Raw genomic sequence first — 19,790 nt, forward strand, 5'->3', positions numbered from 1 at the left:
TTGCCCGGATCGTATTCGCTCTGCTGAAAGGGCAAAGCGAATACCAACCAAAAGCGGCTTGAGGGCTTCCCCTCAACCATAGAATCTCCCACAGGATCCGCGATCAGCTATAGACCGGCCAGGTCTCGACTATCCGCCCTCCACGCACGGCCAGCAGATCACCGAACTGCAACAGCACCGACTCGCTCTGGGTCGGTCGCAGGAACACCTGGTCCTCCACCGCCAGGCCCACCGTTTCTGAACCGTTGACCATTTCCTGATTGGAGCTGCGCCCGTAGAGGTCGTTGTGCTTCAAGCCGGGGGGTGATTCGAGATCGGCCATCCAGTTGCCGCCGTAGATGAAAAAAGTCCCGCGCTGGTTCACGTCCCACCAGGAAAAAATCCGCGACTTGTCGTCCAGTGCCGGGATGTTGACCGGGCCGGTGCGCTTCAAGACCGGCGTGGCGATGTAGGCCGCCGGAACGTGCTCGTTCAACGATGGCAGGTCGTAGTGACTGGGTTTGAGCATGGCCGTGCCCACCGAGACTTCACTGCTCAGTTTCTCTCGTTCGTGCAAGCGATAGCTGGGGCTGCCGGCGGTGTTGAGGGTCAGGCCAGGACGCCAGAGATCGGGATAGCGCAAACGCACGAAGTCCACCCGTGTGTTGTAGATCGCCATGACCCGCGCCAGCAGCGCTTCAGGTGTGGCGAGAATTTCGGGCACGCCCATGCCCACGAACGGGTCGTAGCCCATGAACCCGGCGAACTCCAAGTGCGTCGGGTTCGCCCGGATCAGCTTGAGCATCGCCTCCAGCGTGGCATCGTCGGCTACCCCACCCCGGTGCAGGCCTACATCCAGTTCGATATTGATCCGCAAGCGAGTACCAAGCCCCTGGGCCAGGAGCCGGTATTGCTCAAGCCGTTCAGGCGTGTCCAGCAGCCACTGCAACTGGTGTGACGGATCAAAGGGTCCTTTGTGAAGCTCATAGAACAACGCGGCGGAACGCACCGGCAGAGGTTTGCCCAGCAAAATATCAGCCGTGGGGAACTGCAACGCATCATGGTTGAGAAACGGTTGGTGGAACGACATCAACCGTCGCGTCTCGGCTCGCTGGCCAATGTAGTTCAACAGCCCCGGCGATGGCAGGGACTTCTCCACCAAGCGCAGCTGTTTGCCGGCGCGCCGGACCGAGGCCATTACCACGTCGATGTTGTGATCGAGTCGGTCCAGGTCAATCAGCATCACCGGTCGCATGGGACCGTGGGCCTTGAGTTCCCGGTTCAACTGGCGGAAATAATCGCTGTACGGCCCGCCCTGGTCCCGCGGCCGCAGCCAGGCCCCGACGCCGGCCAGTAACACCCCGGCACCCACTGTCCCGGCCAGGAAACTTCGACGATTGAACCCCATCAGCTCGCTCCCAGAATCGTTGAAAGATGCCCGTTGAGGAATTTTCCGCCAGGGTCCAGGGCCTGGCGCACCTGGGCAAACTCATTCCAGCGCGGGTAAAGCGCCTGGAGCGTCCTGGCGTTCAAGGAATGCAGTTTTCCCCAATGCGGGCGACCCTGGTATTTCCAGAAGACCGGCTCGATGGCGGCGAAGAAATGGTGATGGTCCATCTGGTAATGCTGGTGCACGGAAATCGAACAACTGTCACGGCCTTCGAACATGCTCAGGGCGATGTCATCGGCCTTCACGTAGCGGTATTCAATGGGAAACCAGGTGCGCAGGTCTTTGTCGCGGATCAGCTTGAGGATTTCCCGCAGGCAGGCCGGACCGTGTTCAGCCGGCACCGAATACTCCATCTCGTTGAAGCGCACGGTACGCACGTTGGCGTAGATGTCGTGGGAATCACCAACCCGCTCATCGAAGTCGGCCAGCAGTCGCAGGCTGTTGAGCAAGGTTCGCCGGATCGTCGGAAAGTCGCTGCCATACTTGTCGAGCTTTTCGATCAGGGTGACGAATTCGTTGCCGCCCTCCTCCTCGGGACTCACCGGTGCAGTGACCGGATCAGTGGTTTCGTTCAAGGCAATCGACAACGCATAGTCGGAATGGGTGACCACCTGCATTTCCCAATGCTGGTTGTCCCGGGTGTGGGTGTCCAGGTCCTCGAGCAACTCTTCGGTTTTCGCCACCCACTGGCGCTCGCGCAGCCGATAAGCGGGGCGGTTTTGCAAACGCACACGGGTCACCAGCCCCAGCGCGCCCAGTGAGACCCGCCCAGCCTTGAATACTTCGGGGTGGCGGTTGGCATCGCAATCAAGCACCTCGCCGCCGGCCGTCACCAGTTGCAGCCCGACCACCTGCGCCGAATACGAACCGAATGCCTTGCCGGTGCCGTGGGTCGAGGTGGCGATGGCCCCGGCCAGGGTCTGGTAATCCACGTCGGCCATGTTCGGCAGTGCCTGACCGACGGCCTTGAGTGCCGGCCCCATGCGCGACATGGGCGTGCCGCCACCGAACTCGGCCTGCAGGCTGGAGACGTCGTGATCCAGCAGACCGCTGAAAAAACTCAGCGACAGCAAAGTCCCGTCCGTGGGCACCAGGGCGCTGAAGGAATGGCCTGAACCCACCGGACGAATCCGCCCCTCGGCGCGGGCCACGATTTGCACCAGTTCATCCAGATTCTTGGGAGCCAGACGCGCTGCCGGCAGGCAACTTTGCGCACCGGACCAATTGCGCCACGGGATCAGTCGCGGGGCGCGCATCAACTCGGCCAGGGCGCCCTGGCTGCCCAGCGCCGTGAAGGCCGCGACAGCGGCGGCCCGTTGCAGCCACTGGCGCCGTGAATAGTCCATCGTCATGCCGTCGTCCCCCTGTTGGTCATTGCAATGGCTGGCCGGACATGAAGCCGATCAGGGCCAGGAACTGCTCTTCGGAACAGTGCATGCACAGGCCCATCGGCGGCATGCCGTTGTAGCCGTTGATCGTGTGATCAAGCAGGGTGTCGCTGCCCTGGGCCACGCGCGGCGCCCAGGCGTTGGCGTCGCCGGTCAGGGGCGCTCCGGCGCCGGGGTTGGCGTGGCAGAGCTTGCAACTGCTGTCGTAGATGTGTGCCAGCGCTCCGTCGGCGGGCACACTCGTTAAGGCCCTGGGCGGGCTCGTTGTGGCCTCTTCGCCGCAACCGGCGAGCAATACGCCAAGCGAAAGAATCGCCGCGGCGTGAGTCCAGGCTGAAGACGTTGGTACCAACATGGGGCCCCTCTTGGTGGCGCAATGAGCACGCCTTTGTTGTGATGGGTCAGACAGACTCACACTAAGGCACGCCCGCGCGTTGGCTTGAGGTCATTGGGGGCCAGAAAAGGGGACTTGGGCGGCCAGCGCTTGCCCAACCCGCTGCTCCCCGGTGTGCGCCCGTAAGAGCTGTCGAGTGCAACGAGGCTGCGATCTTTCCCCTACCGCTTGAATCTCAAGCGAAAGACCAAGATCAAAAGATCGTCCGAACGCGGCCCGAGCCTTCGGCAGCTCCAACACCACGGCATAACAAGATCAGGGCAGCAGCAGCCCCTGCTCGTGCTCGCACAACTGCACCACGTAATCCCAGAGCACCCGCAGGCGCACGGATTTGTGCAGTTCGCGGCGGGTGCTGATCCAGTAACTGCGGCGGATGGTTTCATCGGGCAACAAGGGGACCAGGGCCGGGTCGTTGCTGGCCATATAGCAAGGCAGTACGGCAATCCCCAATCCCGAGCGTGCGGCCTGTTGCTGGGCGATGACGCTGGTGCTGTGGAACACCACCCGAGGGTTGCGGCAAAAGCTGTTGAGAAACATCAGTTCCTGGCTGAACAGCAGATCGTCGACATACCCGATCCAGGCATGCCGGGCCAGGTCTTCGCGACTGCGCAACGGTGGCGAGCGGTCCAGGTAAGCCTGGCTGGCGTAAAGCGCCAGGCTGTAGTCGGTCAGTTTGCGGGTCACCAGCAGGTCGGCCACCGGGCGTTCAAGGTGAATGCTGATTTCCGCTTCGCGGTTGAGGATGCTGACAAAACGCGGCACCGCCACCAACTCCACCTCCAGCCCCGGGTAGCGCTGGAACAGACCGTCCATGCGACTGGCTAAAAACATGATGCCCAGCCCTTCCGTCACCCCCACGCGGATCTTGCCCAAGGGCGCGCTGGACTGGGTGATGTCCTCCTGAGCCAGCAGCGCCACGTTTTCCATGGCTTCGGCGTGCTTGAGCAACGATTCGCCGGCGGGGGTCAGCTCATACCCCTGGGCATGCTGGACAAACAGCGCGGTGCCCAGGCTTTTCTCGATGGCTTCGATGTGCCGGGCCACGGTGGCATGGGTGGTGTTCAGGCGTCGTGCGGCCGTGAGCAAACGGCCGCTGCGTTGCAGTTCCAGAAAGTAGCGCAGGTCATTCCAGTCGAACATGGGCCATCCTTGAACACGCCTGAAGACAGGACTGTTTAAAAACGCACAGCGGTTGCGCAAAAACTAACATTCTTTTGACGAAACCTAACAACTAGGATGCATCCCACAAGAACAAAAATGAGGTCGCGAATGCAACCTGTCGTCGATGAATACGATTACGTGATAGTAGGCGCCGGCCCTGCCGGATGCCTGTTGGCCAACCGGCTTAGCGCCAACGCGCAACACCGGGTGCTGTTGCTCGAAGCCGGCGGACGCGACAACTATCCGTGGATTCACATCCCGGTCGGCTACCTGTTCTGCATCGGCAACCCGCGCACCGACTGGTGCTTCAAGACCGAGGCGCAACCGGGTTTGCAAGGGCGCGCACTGAGTTACCCGCGGGGCAAGGTGCTGGGTGGCTGCTCCTCCATCAACGGCATGATCTACATGCGCGGCCAGGCCGCGGATTACGACAGCTGGGCCGCCGAGGGCAATCCTGGCTGGGCCTGGAAAGACGTGCTGCCGTTGTTCAGACAGAGCGAAAACCATTTTGCCGGAGACTCCGAGTTCCATGGCGCCGCCGGGGAATGGCGGGTCGAACGCCAGCGCCTGTCATGGCCGATTCTCGATGCGTTTCGCACCGCCGCCGAACAGAGCGGTATCCCTAGCGTCGACGACTTCAACGGCGGCGACAACGAAGGCTGCGGCTACTTCCAGGTCAACCAGAAAGCCGGGGTGCGCTGGAACGCGGCCAAGGCCTTCCTCAAACCGGTTCGCCAGCGCCCCAATCTCACGGTAATGACCGATGTCGAAGTCGACCGCGTGCTGTTGCGTGACAACCGGGCCCACGCCGTCAGCGCCCGTTGGCAAGGCAAAGGCATGACGTTCAAGGCGCGCAAGGAAATCATGCTGTGCGCCGGCGCCGTCGGCTCGCCGGGTATTTTGCAGCGCTCGGGGATCGGCCCGCGCAACCTGTTGCAACGCCTGGGCATTGGCGTGGTTCATGAGCTGCCCGGTGTGGGCGGCAACTTGCAGGACCACTTGCAACTGCGGCTGATCTACCAGTTGGAAAACGCCCGTACCCTGAACCAGATCGCCGGTACTTTATGGGGCAAGATGGGCATGGGGCTGCGCTACCTCTATGATCGCAGCGGCCCGCTGTCCATGGCCCCCAGCCAACTCGGCGCGTTCGCCCGCTCGGGGCCGGAACAGACCTCGGCCAACCTCGAATACCACGTGCAGCCCTTGTCGCTGGAACGCTTTGGCGAACCACTGCACAGTTTCCCGGCGTTCACTGCGTCGGTCTGTGACCTGCGTCCGCAGAGCCGTGGCCGGGTGGACATTCGCTCGGTCGACCCGCACGAGGCGCCGCTGATCCAGCCCAATTACCTGAGCCATCCCGAAGACTTGCGGGTCGCTGCCGACGCCATCCGCCTGACCCGACGCATCGTCGCCGCCCCGGCATTGAGCGCCTTCAAGCCGGTGGAATACCTGCCAGGACCAAGCCTGCAAACCGAGGAAGAACTGCACCAGGCCGCCGCCCGTATAGGCACGACGATTTTCCACCCGGTGGGCACCTGCCGCATGGGCCAGGACCGCGACGCGGTGGTGGATGCGCAACTGCGGGTCCACGGCATCAACGGCCTGCGCGTCGTCGACGCCTCGATCATGCCGCGCATCACCTCGGGCAACACCTGCTCGCCAACGCTGATGATTGCCGAGAAGGCCGCGCAGATGATCCTCGAGGCGGACATCCGCAGCACCACGCCCCAAAAGGAACCGGCCGCGGTCTGAAGAACAAGTAAGTCTCTGTGGGAGCGGGCTTGCTCGCGAATGCGGTGTGCCAGTCAACATCATCGGTAGCTGATACACCGCTTTCGCGAGCAAGCCCGCTCCCACAGGGGAGAATGTGTAAGCAAAGGGAACGTATCAAAACAGGAGACGCTGTACCGGCGTCGACAGTGGAACAACAAAAACAATCACTGTGAGGGATACCCAAATGTCTGAACATGTTCAGTCCCTGGAAGCCACGCGCAGCGCCGGCACCAGCCAGGAAACCCAGAAAGTCATCTTTGCCTCGTCCTTGGGGACGGTGTTCGAGTGGTACGACTTTTTCCTCTATGGCGCTCTGGCGGCGGTCATCAGCAAGCAGTTCTTTGCCGGGGTCAACGACACCACGGCATTCATCTTCGCGCTGATGGCGTTCGCCGCTGGCTTTATTGTGCGGCCTTTCGGCGCATTGGTGTTCGGACGGCTGGGGGACATGATCGGACGCAAATACACCTTCCTGGCCACAATCATTCTCATGGGCGTGGCGACGTTCTGCGTCGGCCTGTTGCCCAACTACGCCAGCATCGGCATTGCCGCACCGATCATCCTCGTGGTGCTGCGCATGCTCCAGGGCCTGGCCTTGGGCGGTGAGTACGGCGGCGCTGCCACCTACGTCGCCGAACACGCGCCGATGGGCAAGCGCGGTTTCCACACCAGCTGGATTCAGTCCACCGCCACCCTCGGCCTGCTGCTCTCGCTGCTGGTGGTACTGGGCTGTCGCTACTTCACCGGCGATCAGTTCGAAGTGTGGGGCTGGCGCATTCCGTTTCTGCTGTCGATCGTGTTGCTGGGCATCTCCACCTGGATTCGCCTGAGCCTGCATGAGTCGCCGTCCTTCTTGAAAATGAAAGAAGAAGGCAAGTCCAGCAAGGCGCCGATCCGAGAGTCTTTTGGCAAATGGGAAAATCTGAAGGTGGTGCTGATCGCCCTTTTCAGCATCAACGCCGGCCAAGCGGTGACCTTCTACGCCGCGCAATTCTACGTGCTGTTTTTCCTTACCCAGTTCCTGAAGATGGACCCGGCCCTGGCTAACAGTTTGCTGATCGTCAGTGTGGTGATCGGCGCGCCGTTCTTCATCTTTTTTGGCTGGCTGTCGGACAAGGTCGGACGCAAACCGGTGCTGATGATCGGTCTGTTGCTGGCGACGGCGTTGTACTTTCCGATCTTCAAGACACTGGCCCACTACGCCAACCCGGCCATTGACCTGGCGAGCCGTCAGGCGCCAATCACCGTGATCGCCGATCCGGCCACGTGCACCTTCCAGTTCGACCCGGTAGGCAAGGCGCGTTTCGATAGCCCATGCGACAAGGTCAAGACCTTCCTGGTCAAGCAAGGCCTGCCCTACAGCAGTGTCGCGGCGCCAGCCGGCAGTGATGTGCAAGTCAGCATCGGGGATGTGAAACTTGACGGCTACGACGAAGCTGCCCTGCGCGGCGCAGTAACCCTGGCAGGCTACCCGCAACAGGCCGACGCCCAGCAGATCAACCGGCCGATGATCGTGGCGCTGATCGTGGCGCTGATCATCATTTCAGCCATGTGCTACGGCCCACTGGCGGCGCTGATGGTCGAACTGTTCCCGACCCGCATCCGCTACACCTCCATGTCCCTGCCCTACCACATTGGCAACGGCTGGTTCGGCGGTTTCCTGCCCACTGTGTCGTTTGCCCTGGTGGTCTACACCGGGGACATTTTCTACGGGCTGTGGTACCCCGTGGTGATCACCGGGGTGAGCCTGGTGGTGGGCATGATTTGCCTGCGCGAAACCCGGAACGTGGACCTGGATAAAAACTGAGGCAAAACCGTGGCGAGGGAGTTTGTTCCCTCGCCAGCGGTTCAGAAGCGCGCCTTCAGGGTCATGGTGAAGTTGCGCGGCTCACCGTAATAGTTACCGAAGTTCTCGGTCCCGATGGTGCTGTAGTAGCGCTTGTCAAACAGGTTGTTGCCGTTGAGGGCCAACGACCAGGTGTCATCGATGCGGTAGCCGACGCGACCGTTCCACACGGCATAACCGGCCTGGGTGATCTTCTCCCCCGTTGCCGGCGATACCCGGAAATTGTCGCTTTGGGCATTGACCCCCACACCGACGCTGAACCGTTCGAACGCCCCACCCAGGGCATAATCGCCCCACAGACGCAGCACATGACGCGGCACATAGCTGTTGAACGAGCCACCATTGAGGCGGGTGTCAATGTCGTTGAGGGTCTTGGTCTGGGTGTAGGTGTAACCGGCAAGCAGCTGCAGGCGCTCGATGACTTCGCCACTGATCTCGGCTTCGAAACCCTGGGCGCGAACCTTGCCGGCGTTCTCATAGCAGTAACCGTCCGAAGACGCACAGCTTGAGTTGTAGTCGGTCTGGGCCTGGTCTTTCTGCAATGTGCGGAACAGGTTGAAAGCGCTGTTCAGGCGTCCCTCGAACCATTCACCCTTGATCCCCAGCTCATAACTTTCACCCACCAGGGGCTTGAGCGCCGAACCGCTTTCGGAACGATAGTTGCCTTGGGGCGTGAAAATGTCCGAGTAACTGGCGTAGGCCGTCAGGTGTTCGTTGAGGTCCAGTAACACGGCGGCAAACGGGGTGACCTGGCCTGTCTCCGTGCTCTTGGCGTGTTCCGAACCGCCGGTGATGAACACCGAGTCGGTCTTGGAGTTGTACCAACTCACCCGGCTGCCCACGACAAACGTCAACGGGTCCGCCAGTTTCAGGCGCAGGGTCGAATACAGGCCTTGTTGCCGAGTGACGGTTTTCACCGGACCACCGCGTGTTGAGTTCTCGATGAAATAACTGTCATCCGGCTCCGGAATGTGTCGATCCGGATCGAATACGTTCTGTTGCTGCGGCAGGAAGGCGACCGAGAAAAAATCATCCTTGTCCGAACGGCTGGCGTTGAAGCCGACAATCAACTCATGCTGTTGCCCGAGGGCGTCGAACTTGCCGTCCAGGTAGGCGTCGAGGCCGTAATCGACTTGATCATAGTCGTACATGCTGCCCAGCACGTTGGTGGTCGAGACGCCCGGTGTCACTGCCCCGGACGAAAACGCGTATTTGATGTCCTGGGTGTTTTTCGTATAAACACCGGCCACCTTCACGGCCCAGTCGTCATTGAGCTGGTGCTTGAGATCGCTGAACACCGTGGTCCGCTGGCTGCGCCAGGTATTCCACGACGGATCCAGGCAAGTGGAACGACTGAGTTTCAAATCGCTGCCATCCCTGTAACGCGGCTGCCCGCCCCAGCAAGGACTCGCATCGACGTCCTCATAGGCCAGGCCCAGGCCGAGGGTGGTGTCGGGCGTCAGGTCGAAGTCCAGGGCACCGTAGTAAATCTGGTCCTTGCGCCGAGCATCATCGTAGAAATAATGCCGGCTCTGTTCGGCGATCACCGCCCTGCCCCGCAGGGTGCCGGAGTCATTCAGCGGGCCACCGGTATCGACCTGCCCACGGTAGTTGTCCCAGGTGCCGCCCGAGAGGCTGAGTTCGGTCTGGGCCGCGGCCTGACCGCGTTTACGGACAAAATTGACGCCACCGGACGTGCCGCCCGCGCCCTTCATCATCCCGGCGGCACCGCGCAGGACTTCGACCCGGTCGTAATACGCCATGTCACTGCTGAAACTGTCGGCCTGGACATAGCTGTTGCCCATGTCCAGCGGAACACCGTCGTATTGATATTGACCGGACATCCGGAACCCACGGGAATAGAAATATTTGCCGCCCATGGTCGAGTCGTAGACGGTAATGCCGGGCGTTTTTTCCATCACTTGATCGATAGTGTTCAGGTTCTGGTCGTCGAGCATCTTGCGAGTGATCACTGTCACCGATTGCGGCGTCTCGCGCAGGGAGTGCTCGCCTTTGCCGATCGTGACCGCCCCCGTCGTGTAGGAGCCACTGTTCTCGGTGGTCGCGCCGAGCATCTGCGCCTCGATGGTGGTTGCTTCCAGTTGCATGGCTGAACCGTTGGCGGGCACGGGGCGCAGCACGTACGTGCCGTTGGCCTGGAGGTCGGCTTGCAGGCCGCTACCGCCAAGAATGCGGCCAAACCCATCGCCCACGCCGAACGAACCTCTCAGGCCGGGCGATTGCAGGCCCTGGAGTTGCCGGGCATCAAACGAAATGGCGACACCGGCGGCGCTGGAGAACCGGGTCAGGACATCCACCAGGCTGCCGGCCCCGATATCGTAGGTCTGCACCGAACGCTGCTGCGCCGAGGCACCTGGAGCCGGACTGGCATTCACGACCCCGACGCTGCCGGTCACGGCTGCCAGCAAGCCGATTTTCACTGCAAACACCAGACGACCTGGCGCGCTTACCCAAGACATGCTTCCCCTCCCCCAAAACGGTCGATAAAAACTCACTGAGGAAGAGCCGAACGATGGAGATGAAAAGTGCAGGAGCGCATTCTTTTTTATCGCGCCGCCGCGTCAGCGCTGATCGCCACTCGATACCCGGACCCAGAATCGGCTGTAGCGGGTCACGCCTAACGAAAAGCCACTCTCCAGCGCCGCCAGGGCGAGATCGGTGTTATCGACGGGAAACACCCCGGAAACCTTCAAGTCGGCAATGACCGGATCACAACGCAACACGCCGTTGCGGTAACGCGACAGTTCGTCCAGCAGCGCCGCCAGAGGACGGTCGATGGCGATGATGCTTCCCTTCTGCCAGGCACCGACCGACACATCGTTGCCGCGCAGCGTACCCAGCGACCGGTCATTGAAATCCAGGCGCTGGCCGGCCTCGACGCGCATCCTCGAGCCAATCGCCGAGAGACTCACCTCGACCGCTTTCTCAAGCACCGCCACCTCACCGCCCCACGCCTGGCCTCGGACGATAAAACGCGTGCCCAGCGCAAGCACTTCGACATGACCGGTGATGACCTTGAAAGGCCGCTGCAAGGGATCGATCGCCGTCGTGACGAGGATCTCCCCCCACAACAGCTCCAGTAGCCGCTGGCGCCCATCGAAACGAACATTGACCGAGGTGTCGGTGTTGAGTAGCACGGTGCTGCCGTCCGCCAGCTGAAACTCACGGCGCTCGCCCACCGCGGTGCGGTAATCGCAAAGCAGGTTCTGCGTAGCCTGGCTGCGCCAGCCCAACCAACCCAAACCGCTGGCGGAGGTGAGCAACAAGACGCTGCGCAACACCTGGCGACGGGATCGATTGTGGCGTTCGCTCAAGGTCGGTGCCGCCAGGGCGCCCGGCACACTCGCCATCTGTTCAGCCACCGCTGTCATTCGTTGCCAGGCCTGGCTATGCAGCGGGTCTGCGCTCAGCCAGGCATTCCACCCGGCTCGATCCGCGTCGGTCGTGATGCCGGAATGAAGCCGGGCGTACCACTGCGCCGCCACACGGATGGCTTGCAACTCTTCGGCCGGCAGGTTCATGAAAGTTGCAATTGAATCTGCATCAGGCAGCAATGTTCCATGGCCTTGGCCATGTGGTTATTCACCGTACGTACGCTGACGCCCAAGCGCTCGGCAATTTGCGGATAGGTCAGGCCGTCGAACTGCGACAGGATGAACGCCTGCCTGACTCGCGGCCCCAACCCCAGCAGCAAGCGGTCGATCTCCATCAGGGCCTGGAGCAGGATGGCCTGTTCTTCCAGCGACGGGTGCTGCTCTTGCGGCATGGAGGCCAAGGCTTCGAGGTAGGACTGTTCCAACGAGCGGCGGCGAAACAAATCGATCAACAGCCCCTTGGCGATCATCGACAGGTACGGTCGCGGCTCACGAATATCCAACGCGGAGCGAGCCTTGATGACGCGCACGAAGGTATCCTGGGTCAGGTCCGCGGCATCGAAAGCATTGCCCAAGCGCTTGCGCAGCCAGCCTTGGAGCCAACTGTGATGATCACTGTACAGAACGTCGACGGCACTGCGTAAGGACAGATCGGTGGCGGGCATGGCAATGGAATAATTCGCGACTGATAATGACTCGCATTGTCATGGAGCACATCGCCGCTTGCAACCCAAACATGCACGGTACCGGACCTGCCAACTCATCCTCTTGGCATTGCTCAGTGCACAGAGTGATTTTTCACCGTACTTTCCACCAGATCCAGCATCTGCCCCAGCGCCCAGGGCTTGGCGATGAACGAGGCGTGGTGCTTGATCCCAGCGCTTTCCGGGGTTTCGAAACCGGACATGATCAACAAGGGTATCTGTGGCCACTGGTCGCCGGTCAAATTGGCCAGGTCCGCGCCGTTCAGTTTGCCGGGCATGGTGATATCGGTGAGTAACAAGTCCACATCGTCAGCACTCTGCTCGAGGAATTCCAGCGCCGCGTCGGCGCTTTCCCGGGGCTCCACGGCAAAGCCCTCGTCCTGCAGGATCTCACACAGGAACTCCAGAATGGTCTGATCATCTTCAACGACGAGAATCAAACGCGCGGCCGCCTGTCCGTTGCCCTTTGGCATCGAATTCATGTAAGTGACTCTCCTTGACCCCATAAACGTTCTTTGCGGTTTCAACCGCTCTGCAAGTTATGAGCGATGCCCTGGCGAGAAATTCATTCTGCGTGCAAATACACCGCCAAACGTTGCGATAACCGCCCTGGAGCAACGCATCGCAACGCTTTATCTGTATATCCATACAGATAAAACTTGCTCCGACGCCCATCCATGACCATGCTACAGCCCCATGAAATCTGCTTAGGAAAAGGGCGCTATGCAGCTGTACCTGTGTGAAAAACCGTCCCAGGCCAAGGACATCGCAGCCGTACTCGGTGCCACGCGGCGCGGTGATGGTTGCTGGCTGGGCGCGAACATCACAGTCACCTGGTGCATCGGCCATCTGCTGGAAACCGCCCCGCCCGACGCCTACGATGCCCGCTACAAGCGCTGGGTACTGGCAGACCTGCCTATCGTGCCGACGCAGTGGAAAATGACCGTCAAACCGAAAACCGCGAGCCAGTACAAGGCGGTCAAGCGCCTGTTGGGGGAAGCCAAGACACTGGTCATCGCCACCGACGCCGACCGCGAGGGCGAAATGATCGCCCGGGAACTGGTGGAGCATTGCCGCTACCGTGGGCCGATCCAGCGGCTGTGGCTGTCGGCCCTAGACGAAGCGTCGATCCGCAAGGCCCTGGCAGCACTCAAGCCGGGCGCCGAAACCTTCAACCTCTACCATTCGGCCCTCGGCCGCTCCCGGGCCGACTGGCTGATCGGCATGAACATGAGCCGACTGTTCACGCTGCTGGGGCGCCAGTCCGGTTATCAGGGCGTGCTGCCGGTGGGCCGCGTGCAGACACCCACCCTGCGACTGGTGGTGGATCGCGACCGCAGCATCGCCGATTTCGTGCCGGTCGCCTATTGGGCCATCGACGTGCAACTGCGCCACGACGGCACTGTGTTCACCGCTCAGTGGCGCGCCGACCCGGATGCCTGCGACGACCAGGAACGGTGTTTGAACCAGGCCCTCGCCCGGGACGCCGCCCAGGCCATGGGCAACGCCGCCACCGCCCGGGTGATGAAAGTGCGTACCGAGCGCTTGCGCGAAGTGGCGCCGTTGCCGTTCGACCTGGGCACCCTGCAGGAAGTCTGCTCGAAGAAACTCGGCCTCGGCGCCCAGGAAACCCTGGACATTGCCCAGTCGCTCTACGAGACCTACAAGCTCATCACCTATCCGCGCAGCGATTGCGGTTTTCTGCCTTTGAGCCAGCACTGCGAAGCTCCGGCCATCCTCGCCGCCCTCGCCCAGGCCGACCCGGGTCTTGCGCCGCTGCGCGAGCACTTGCAGCCACAACGCAAATCCCGGGCCTGGAACGACGCCAAGGTCAGCGCCCACCACGGCATCATCCCTACCGCTGCGGCGAAGAACCTCGACAAGCTCGCCGGCAAGCAGCGGGCCGTCTATACGCTGATACGGGCGCGGTATCTGGCCCAGTTCCTGCCCAACCACGAATACGACCGAACCCAGGCCGACTTCGACTGCGCCGCCCAGGCATTGCGGGCCGTGGGCAAGCAAATCGTCGAACCCGGCTGGAAACGCGCCCTGCCCGAAGCGCTGGCCCCGGCACGAGGCCGTGAAGCACCGGTACCACAAACCTTGCCGGCCCTGGTCGAAGGTCGCGACTGCACCGTGGACGAGGTCAAACCCAAGGACCTGTGGACCCAGCCCCCCAAGCCGTTCACCGAGGGCGACCTGATCAAGGCGATGAAGAACGTTGCCCGACTGGTGGAGGATCCGCTGCTCAAGCAAAAGCTCAAGGACACCACCGGCATCGGCACCGAAGCAACCCGGGCCTCGATCATCCAGGGCCTGCTCGACCGCGGTTACCTGGTGAAAAACGGCAAGGCCCTGTCCGCCACACCGGCGGCCTTCAGCCTGATCGATGCGGTGCCCCGCGCCATCGCCGACCCCGGCACCACCGCCATCTGGGAGCAGGCGCTGGACATGGTACAAAGCGGTGAGATGAGCCTGGAAGAGTTCGTGACCCGCCAGGCCGCCTGGATGAGCAAACACATCGCCCGCTGCCAGGGCATGAGCCTGACCATCAACGGCCCGGCCAGCCCTGCCGGGCGAGGCGCAACGCCGTGGAAGAACAAGCGCAAGCCGGCCAAGCGCAAGGCCGGCGGTACACCGCGCAAGACGAGCAAAGCCAAGGCGACCTGAGCGTGGCGAGAATCTCCCTGTGGCGAGGGGGATTTAGCGAAACGTCGCACCGCCCCGCTGGGGCGCGAAGCGGCCCTAAACCCCAACACCTCGGTGTATCAGGCAGATTGAGTCGACTCACTTGGGGCTGCTTCGCAGCCCAGCGGGGATAAATCCCCTCGCCACAACGACCGCCCTACACACCCTTTCGCCAATTTTTCATACCCAAACCATTTTGTCCGACAATATGTAGTGACCAAAAATAATCACTACAAAACCGTTGACGCCTCCGATTTGGCCTTGCATGATGCAGACGTCTCCCCGATCGGGAGTACAGGTAAATGCTTGAGCAAGCTCGTCTGACCGCCGAGCTGTTTTTTGGATAAGGGACTGCCCACAAGGCAGATTGAAGGTGCTGACCTGGCATGACCGTCCGGTGACAAGGACGAGACACGTCGGCGAAGATCCTCATGACGCGCGTGGTCGACCCTCGAAAGTTGACAATGCCTGAAGGTTTTTCGCTGTTTCTCTTCGTTGTAGCGCATTTGCGTAGCAGCCCTTCGATAACACTACACAACCGATGCACGACCCCGTCGACGTTTGACGGCCGGATGCTGACGGCCTGGTTTCGGTGCTAGCCATACAGCACTGGGCAGGCGCTTACCGAAAGAAGCGAAGTTTTTGCGAACCACCAGACAGATCAACCAAATGGTCAAGGGGCTTACACATGAATCTGAATAATCAACCATCTATTGATGAACTGGCTCGCATATTCGCAGCGCACAAGGACACCCTGGACAGCCATATCCTGTGGATCAGCAAGAATGGCCAAGTCCACATGGATTGCCTGTCGCCGTTCACCCAGGAAGACGAATTCGAGAAAAACCAGCAAGACCTGTGTGCCCGACTGAAGATGTACCGCCGCGGCCAAGGTTATGTTGGCAAGAAGGCCGCAGCCGACAAAGACTTCATTGGCAGCGTGCTGCAAACGCTGACTCAGGCCTGGCAGTCGATGCAAAACACCTCCAAAGTGCAGGTCATCGACCGCTTGTGCTGATCGCGCTTAAGACAAAGGCCCGTTCCTGCTCAGGAACGGGCCTTTTTTGTGCGTTAGAACACTGACCAGCCGATCCGCTGACTGAGCAATTCCAGCGCCGCCATGCCCGCCAGGGAATTGCCGGCGACATTGAGTTCCGGCGACCAGACGCACACCGTAAAACGCCCCGGCACCACCGCGACAATCCCGCCGCCCACCCCACTCTTGCCCGGCAGGCCAACGCGATAGGCAAAATTGCCGGCCTCATCGTACAGCCCGCTGGTGGCCATGATGGAATTGACCTGCTGGGTCTGGCGAGCACTGAGTATCTGTTCGCCGCTGTGCTTGCAGAAGCCGTCGTTGGCCAGGAAGCAGAACGCCCGAGCAAGATCGATGCAGCTCATGCGCAACGCGCAGTGACTGAAATAGCTGCGCAGCACCGCTTCCACGTCGTTATGAAAATTACCGAAGGACTGCATCAGGTAAGCCATCGCGGCATTACGGGCGCGGTGCTGGTATTCCGACTCTGCGACCTTGCCGTCCACCATGACCTGTGGATTGCCCGACAGGCGCCGTACGAAATCACGCATCGACAGGGCTGGTGCGGCAAAACGCGACTGATTGATGTCGCAGATCACCAAGGCGCCAGCGTTGATGAACGGGTTGCGCGGCCGACCGCGTTCGAATTCCAGCTGCACCAGGGAATTGAAGGGCTGGCCGGAGGGCTCATGGCCCAATCGCTCCCAGATTGTCTCGCCGGAATGGCCGATGGCCTGTACCAGGCTGAAGACCTTGGAAATACTCTGCACCGAAAATGGCGTTTCAGCGTCGCCTGAGCAATACATTTCGCCGTCGTTGCCGTAGACGGCGATGCCCAACTGGTTGGCCGCAACGGTGCCAAGTGCTGGAATGTAGTCGGCCACCTTGCCCTGACCGATCAGGGGGCGAACCGCATCGAGGATCTCGTTCAACAATGCTTGCATATGCGCATGGGTCCAGTCATTCCCCGTTCGAGTGCGGGGATACAGACGCTAGACGCTGATGGTTGCGATCAGAGCACACTCAATAGACCAGCAACATCTGTTGCGAGACGATCCGTGGGAGCAAAGCTTGCTCGCGCTGAAGCTCACGCGGTCTGCCTGGAACCGAATCGCCTGCTTCGCGGGCAAGCCTTGCTCCCACACAATTCAAGAGATTTCACGGGCGCTTGTCATCAAATCGAGCGGTCTATAGTTGAAGGGATCAATCGGCAGGAGACATCGATGCGACAGATCATGCAGAAAGAGCCCTGGTGGGCCTCGCCCCCCAGGCCCGGGCAGGATGAAAAAGAACTGGAATGGGGCTGGCTGGTGATTTACAGCGAAGGTGAGCCGCGCTTTGAATTCATCAAGGAGCGGCCCTCGGATGAACAGATCCGTCATCGCAAGGGTTGCCGCGTCACCCTCGGGGCAGAATGAGCCGTCCGTCACGGTTTGATGAGCGGCAACTCCACTGCCCGATTGGCCAAGTCCGCCGCCACCAGGCTGCCTTCGATTTCCTCGGCCAGGTAGTACACCGGTGCCATCACCCCGCTGAGGGGATGCTTGAGCGACTGGAACCAGGCTTCGTCGAACGCGGCGCTCAGGCTCTTGCGGATTTGTGTTTCCATTTCCGGGCGCTCGCCCTCATGAATGATCGCGCGAATCCCCGCCACGCCAACTGAAATCAACGCCCCCGCCGCTTTCCCGGCCACAGCTGCCGCCGCACCGGCCGCACCTCGCGTGGCGAATTGCGCTTCGATCTTTTCACTGGTGCGTTGTGCCACCGTAGCGATGACCGCATCCGATGGCCCCGAACCTGTCACGGCGGCCTTGTTGACGTGGTCGATCAACGCGGCGTACGCCGGCAATGTATTGAGTGGCTTGGTATACGCCATCTCATATAACGAGGCGTTACGCGCCGCTGGCGGACCCAAGCTGACAGCGGGAATGCCGTGCAGGCGCCGATTCATCAGCTCCGGCGGGATTCGGTGCTGCCGGGCAATCACTTGGACCTGTTGATTGAGCAGGCGTACGTAATAGCCTGTCGCGTTGGCCCTGATCGCCTCGGGGTCGATTTCCACCGCCACAGGTGCCAGCACCTGCTCGCGGTACTGCTCTTGCAGATAAACCGCCAGGCGCCTGGCCGCCGAGTCCTCTTCGCCTTCGGCACTGGCGGCATACCAACTGACCTTCACCGCCAGCCATTCCTGGGTCCAGTAGCTGCTGAACCAGGGGATGAATTGAATCTCGGTGCGCTCGTACACGAGCCGGCGCCAATGCTCCATCGAACCGCGCGCGTAGAGCCCGGCCTGTTCGATAGCGCTTTTCGACGCGGCGACGATCTGCCGGTCAACCCGCCGCCAGGTGTCCTGGGAAACCGCCACGGTGGCGACCTGCTGCTCGCGCGGCGACGTGGCGCACCCCGCCAGAACCAACAAAACGGCCAGCATCAGCGAACGCAGCACGGTTGCGCCATCCCGAGGTCAAGTCATCCACGGGGTTGAGTATAGGTCGCGAGGAACATGGGCTTGGAGGAAACACACAAAACCAATGTGGGAGCGGGTCTGTTCGCGATGGCGGGTCAAAAACGCGTGAAATGCTCGAACTGCCAATCATCCGCTGCTGCGTCTTGGGAGGACTTAGGCACCACTCCGGTCGGTCTCCAGTCGGTCTGCTTGCCCACCAGGGTGCCGAGGTAAGGCCTGGCCACTTCCAGCACACGTTCGTAGCCCATTTGCTCTGGCTCGACGATGCCGCGATCCGGGTTTTCCACCGCCCAGACAATCCCCGACAAAACCCCCGCCGCCACTTGCAAACTGGTGGCATTGTTGAAGGGCAAGAGCGCCCGGGCTTCATCGATGGTCAATACCGAGCCGAACCAGTAGGCATTGAGTTCATGCCCCATCAGTAAGACGCCCAGCGCATCGGCTCCAACGCTGTCGATTTCACCATTGAGAATGCGTTGCTGATGCTGGCTCTGCCAGCCTCGACCGATCAACTCATGGATGGACAGCAAGGCATCGTTGCACGGGTGATAGGCGTAATGCAGTGTGGGGCGATAGATCAGTTTCTGCTGGTCCTTGAGTGTCAGCAGGTCGGCGGTCGAGGCGGTTTCGTGATGGGTGATCATCAGCCCCAGGCACGGCCCACCCAACGGAGTCCAGGTTTTGACCGGCACGGTGGCGCTCGGGCGCTCGAGGTAGATGGCATTGCGACTGCCGAAGCGGTGGCGCCTGGCAGACGTTGGCCAGGTGCGTTCGTGGGTGCCCCAGCCCAACTCGGCCGGTTGGTGGCCTTCGCTGATCAGGCCTTCCACCGACCACGTATTGACGAACTCATCGTCCTGCTTGAGTCGGCTGGAGCGCTGGGTGTCGCGCTCGGCAAAATGAATCACCTTGATGCCTGTCTCCATGCACAGCCTGGCCCAGTCCACGCCTTCGCGGTTCTGTGGTAAGCGATGGTTCAATTGCACCGCCAGTTCCACCAGGCCAGCCTTGAGCAGATGACTGATCAAGCCGGGGTTGGCGCCATGGGCCACGACGGCGGTCGGGCCATTGCCCAATTTTTTGCGCAGGCCCAGCATCTGGTAGCGCAACGCGTAATTGGTGCGATGCGATAAATCCAATGAAGGGTCATCGTAGCCACCGGCCCAAGGCTCAATGCAGGTATCCAGGTACAGCGCGCCCTTGCCGAAGGCATAGGTCATCAGGGCCAGCGAACTGACTTCCACCGACAGGTTGACGATGAAGTCGCCGGGGTTGATGAGGCGGTCCAGGGTTTGAGTGAAGGTGTGTTCAGTCAGCGCTTTGCGGACAAAACAAATGCCCCGCTCCTTGAACCAGATATTTTTCTCGATCACGGGCGCGATGACCGTGATCTGATTGACCGGGAGATGATCCTGGCGCAACAACAACGGCAGCGTGGCCCGGGTAATGGAGCCAAAGCCGATGAAGATCAGATGCCCGGTAAACGTGACCCGGTGTTGCATATGCTGT

16 protein-coding genes are annotated in these 19,790 nt (G+C 61.1%); 5 read left to right on the forward strand and 11 right to left on the reverse strand.

Features of this window, described 5'->3' with window-relative positions; translation table 11 throughout:
* Positions 1-103: 103 nt before the first annotated feature.
* The 4 genes from BMY45_RS25225 to BMY45_RS25240 form a co-directional block, all read right to left on the reverse strand.
* Positions 104-1,312, reverse strand: coding sequence for a DSD1 family PLP-dependent enzyme (locus BMY45_RS25225; RefSeq protein ID WP_177193392.1), 1,209 nt, complete (start codon positions 1,310-1,312; stop codon positions 104-106).
* A gap of 74 nt (positions 1,313-1,386) precedes the next feature.
* Positions 1,387-2,685, reverse strand: coding sequence for a D-arabinono-1,4-lactone oxidase (locus tag BMY45_RS25230; RefSeq protein ID WP_177193393.1), 1,299 nt, complete (start codon positions 2,683-2,685; stop codon positions 1,387-1,389).
* A gap of 115 nt (positions 2,686-2,800) precedes the next feature.
* Positions 2,801-3,172, reverse strand: coding sequence for a c-type cytochrome (locus tag BMY45_RS25235; protein ID WP_092402874.1), 372 nt, complete (start codon positions 3,170-3,172; stop codon positions 2,801-2,803).
* Between the two features lie 294 nt (positions 3,173-3,466).
* Positions 3,467-4,351, reverse strand: a complete 885-nt coding sequence (locus BMY45_RS25240; protein ID WP_092402876.1) for a LysR family transcriptional regulator — start codon at positions 4,349-4,351, stop codon at positions 3,467-3,469.
* Positions 4,352-4,480: 129 nt separating this feature from the next.
* Here BMY45_RS25240 and BMY45_RS25245 point away from each other — a divergent pair, with 129 nt between their 5' ends.
* Entirely contained in the window at positions 4,481-6,124 is a 1,644-nt protein-coding gene (locus BMY45_RS25245; RefSeq protein WP_092402878.1) for a GMC family oxidoreductase, read from the forward strand.
* A gap of 205 nt (positions 6,125-6,329) precedes the next feature.
* Positions 6,330-7,952: an MFS transporter gene (locus BMY45_RS25250; protein ID WP_092402880.1), complete on the forward strand. Its 1,623-nt coding sequence runs from the start codon at positions 6,330-6,332 to the stop codon at positions 7,950-7,952.
* Positions 7,953-7,993: 41 nt separating this feature from the next.
* Here the strand turns inward: BMY45_RS25250 and BMY45_RS25255 are convergent, their stop codons facing one another.
* The 4 genes from BMY45_RS25255 to BMY45_RS25270 form a co-directional block, all read right to left on the reverse strand.
* Positions 7,994-10,471: a TonB-dependent siderophore receptor gene (locus BMY45_RS25255; protein ID WP_092402882.1), complete on the reverse strand. Its 2,478-nt coding sequence runs from the start codon at positions 10,469-10,471 to the stop codon at positions 7,994-7,996.
* A gap of 102 nt (positions 10,472-10,573) precedes the next feature.
* On the reverse strand, positions 10,574-11,533 hold the full coding sequence (locus BMY45_RS25260) for a FecR domain-containing protein (protein ID WP_092402884.1): 960 nt from the start codon (positions 11,531-11,533) through the stop codon (positions 10,574-10,576).
* Positions 11,530-12,051, reverse strand: a complete 522-nt coding sequence (locus tag BMY45_RS25265; RefSeq protein WP_092402886.1) for a sigma-70 family RNA polymerase sigma factor — start codon at positions 12,049-12,051, stop codon at positions 11,530-11,532. The genes BMY45_RS25260 and BMY45_RS25265 overlap by 4 nt, the downstream gene beginning before the upstream one ends.
* Before the next feature lie 113 nt (positions 12,052-12,164).
* Positions 12,165-12,572 (reverse strand): response regulator, encoded by a 408-nt coding sequence (locus tag BMY45_RS25270; protein WP_092402887.1) that lies wholly within the window; start codon positions 12,570-12,572, stop codon positions 12,165-12,167.
* A 241-nt stretch (positions 12,573-12,813) separates the two neighbouring features.
* Here BMY45_RS25270 and BMY45_RS25275 point away from each other — a divergent pair, with 241 nt between their 5' ends.
* Positions 12,814-14,760, forward strand: a complete 1,947-nt coding sequence (locus BMY45_RS25275; protein ID WP_092402889.1) for a DNA topoisomerase III — start codon at positions 12,814-12,816, stop codon at positions 14,758-14,760.
* A 706-nt stretch (positions 14,761-15,466) separates the two neighbouring features.
* On the forward strand, positions 15,467-15,796 hold the full coding sequence (locus BMY45_RS25280) for a hypothetical protein (protein ID WP_092402891.1): 330 nt from the start codon (positions 15,467-15,469) through the stop codon (positions 15,794-15,796).
* Positions 15,797-15,849: 53 nt separating this feature from the next.
* On the opposite strand, the gene glsB is transcribed toward BMY45_RS25280, so the two are convergent.
* A complete protein-coding gene (gene glsB, locus BMY45_RS25285; RefSeq protein WP_092402892.1) occupies positions 15,850-16,758 on the reverse strand; it encodes a glutaminase B in 909 nt (302 codons plus the stop codon).
* Between the two features lie 279 nt (positions 16,759-17,037).
* Between glsB and BMY45_RS25290 the strand changes: the two genes are divergently transcribed.
* Positions 17,038-17,232, forward strand: a complete 195-nt coding sequence (locus BMY45_RS25290; protein WP_092402894.1) for a hypothetical protein — start codon at positions 17,038-17,040, stop codon at positions 17,230-17,232.
* An 8-nt stretch (positions 17,233-17,240) separates the two neighbouring features.
* On the opposite strand, the gene BMY45_RS25295 is transcribed toward BMY45_RS25290, so the two are convergent.
* Both BMY45_RS25295 and BMY45_RS25300 read right to left on the reverse strand, forming a co-directional pair.
* Positions 17,241-18,260, reverse strand: a complete 1,020-nt coding sequence (locus BMY45_RS25295; RefSeq protein WP_092402896.1) for a hypothetical protein — start codon at positions 18,258-18,260, stop codon at positions 17,241-17,243.
* A 116-nt stretch (positions 18,261-18,376) separates the two neighbouring features.
* Positions 18,377-19,783, reverse strand: coding sequence for a saccharopine dehydrogenase C-terminal domain-containing protein (locus BMY45_RS25300; RefSeq protein WP_092402898.1), 1,407 nt, complete (start codon positions 19,781-19,783; stop codon positions 18,377-18,379).
* Positions 19,784-19,790: the final 7 nt, after the last annotated feature.

The organism is Pseudomonas sp. NFACC39-1 (assembly GCF_900110355.1).
Classification (GTDB): domain Bacteria; phylum Pseudomonadota; class Gammaproteobacteria; order Pseudomonadales; family Pseudomonadaceae; genus Aquipseudomonas; species Aquipseudomonas tehranensis.

Excerpts from the sequence above, each read along its gene's own strand:
- BMY45_RS25275 (WP_092402889.1), top strand. The coding sequence starts at position 12,814 with ATGCAGCTGTACCTGTGTGAAAAACCGTCCCAGGCCAAGGACATCGCA.
- BMY45_RS25300 (WP_092402898.1), bottom strand. The coding sequence starts at position 19,783 with ATGCAACACCGGGTCACGTTTACCGGGCATCTGATCTTCATCGGCTTT.
- BMY45_RS25230 (WP_177193393.1), bottom strand. The coding sequence starts at position 2,685 with ATGCGCGCCCCGCGACTGATCCCGTGGCGCAATTGGTCCGGTGCGCAA.
- glsB (WP_092402892.1), bottom strand. The coding sequence starts at position 16,758 with ATGCAAGCATTGTTGAACGAGATCCTCGATGCGGTTCGCCCCCTGATC.
- BMY45_RS25250 (WP_092402880.1), top strand. The coding sequence starts at position 6,330 with ATGTCTGAACATGTTCAGTCCCTGGAAGCCACGCGCAGCGCCGGCACC.
- BMY45_RS25290 (WP_092402894.1), top strand. The coding sequence starts at position 17,038 with ATGCGACAGATCATGCAGAAAGAGCCCTGGTGGGCCTCGCCCCCCAGG.
- BMY45_RS25240 (WP_092402876.1), bottom strand. The coding sequence starts at position 4,351 with ATGTTCGACTGGAATGACCTGCGCTACTTTCTGGAACTGCAACGCAGC.
- BMY45_RS25280 (WP_092402891.1), top strand. The coding sequence starts at position 15,467 with ATGAATCTGAATAATCAACCATCTATTGATGAACTGGCTCGCATATTC.
- BMY45_RS25235 (WP_092402874.1), bottom strand. The coding sequence starts at position 3,172 with ATGTTGGTACCAACGTCTTCAGCCTGGACTCACGCCGCGGCGATTCTT.
- BMY45_RS25270 (WP_092402887.1), bottom strand. The coding sequence starts at position 12,572 with ATGAATTCGATGCCAAAGGGCAACGGACAGGCGGCCGCGCGTTTGATT.
- BMY45_RS25265 (WP_092402886.1), bottom strand. The coding sequence starts at position 12,051 with ATGCCCGCCACCGATCTGTCCTTACGCAGTGCCGTCGACGTTCTGTAC.
- BMY45_RS25245 (WP_092402878.1), top strand. The coding sequence starts at position 4,481 with ATGCAACCTGTCGTCGATGAATACGATTACGTGATAGTAGGCGCCGGC.
- BMY45_RS25255 (WP_092402882.1), bottom strand. The coding sequence starts at position 10,471 with ATGTCTTGGGTAAGCGCGCCAGGTCGTCTGGTGTTTGCAGTGAAAATC.
- BMY45_RS25260 (WP_092402884.1), bottom strand. The coding sequence starts at position 11,533 with ATGAACCTGCCGGCCGAAGAGTTGCAAGCCATCCGTGTGGCGGCGCAG.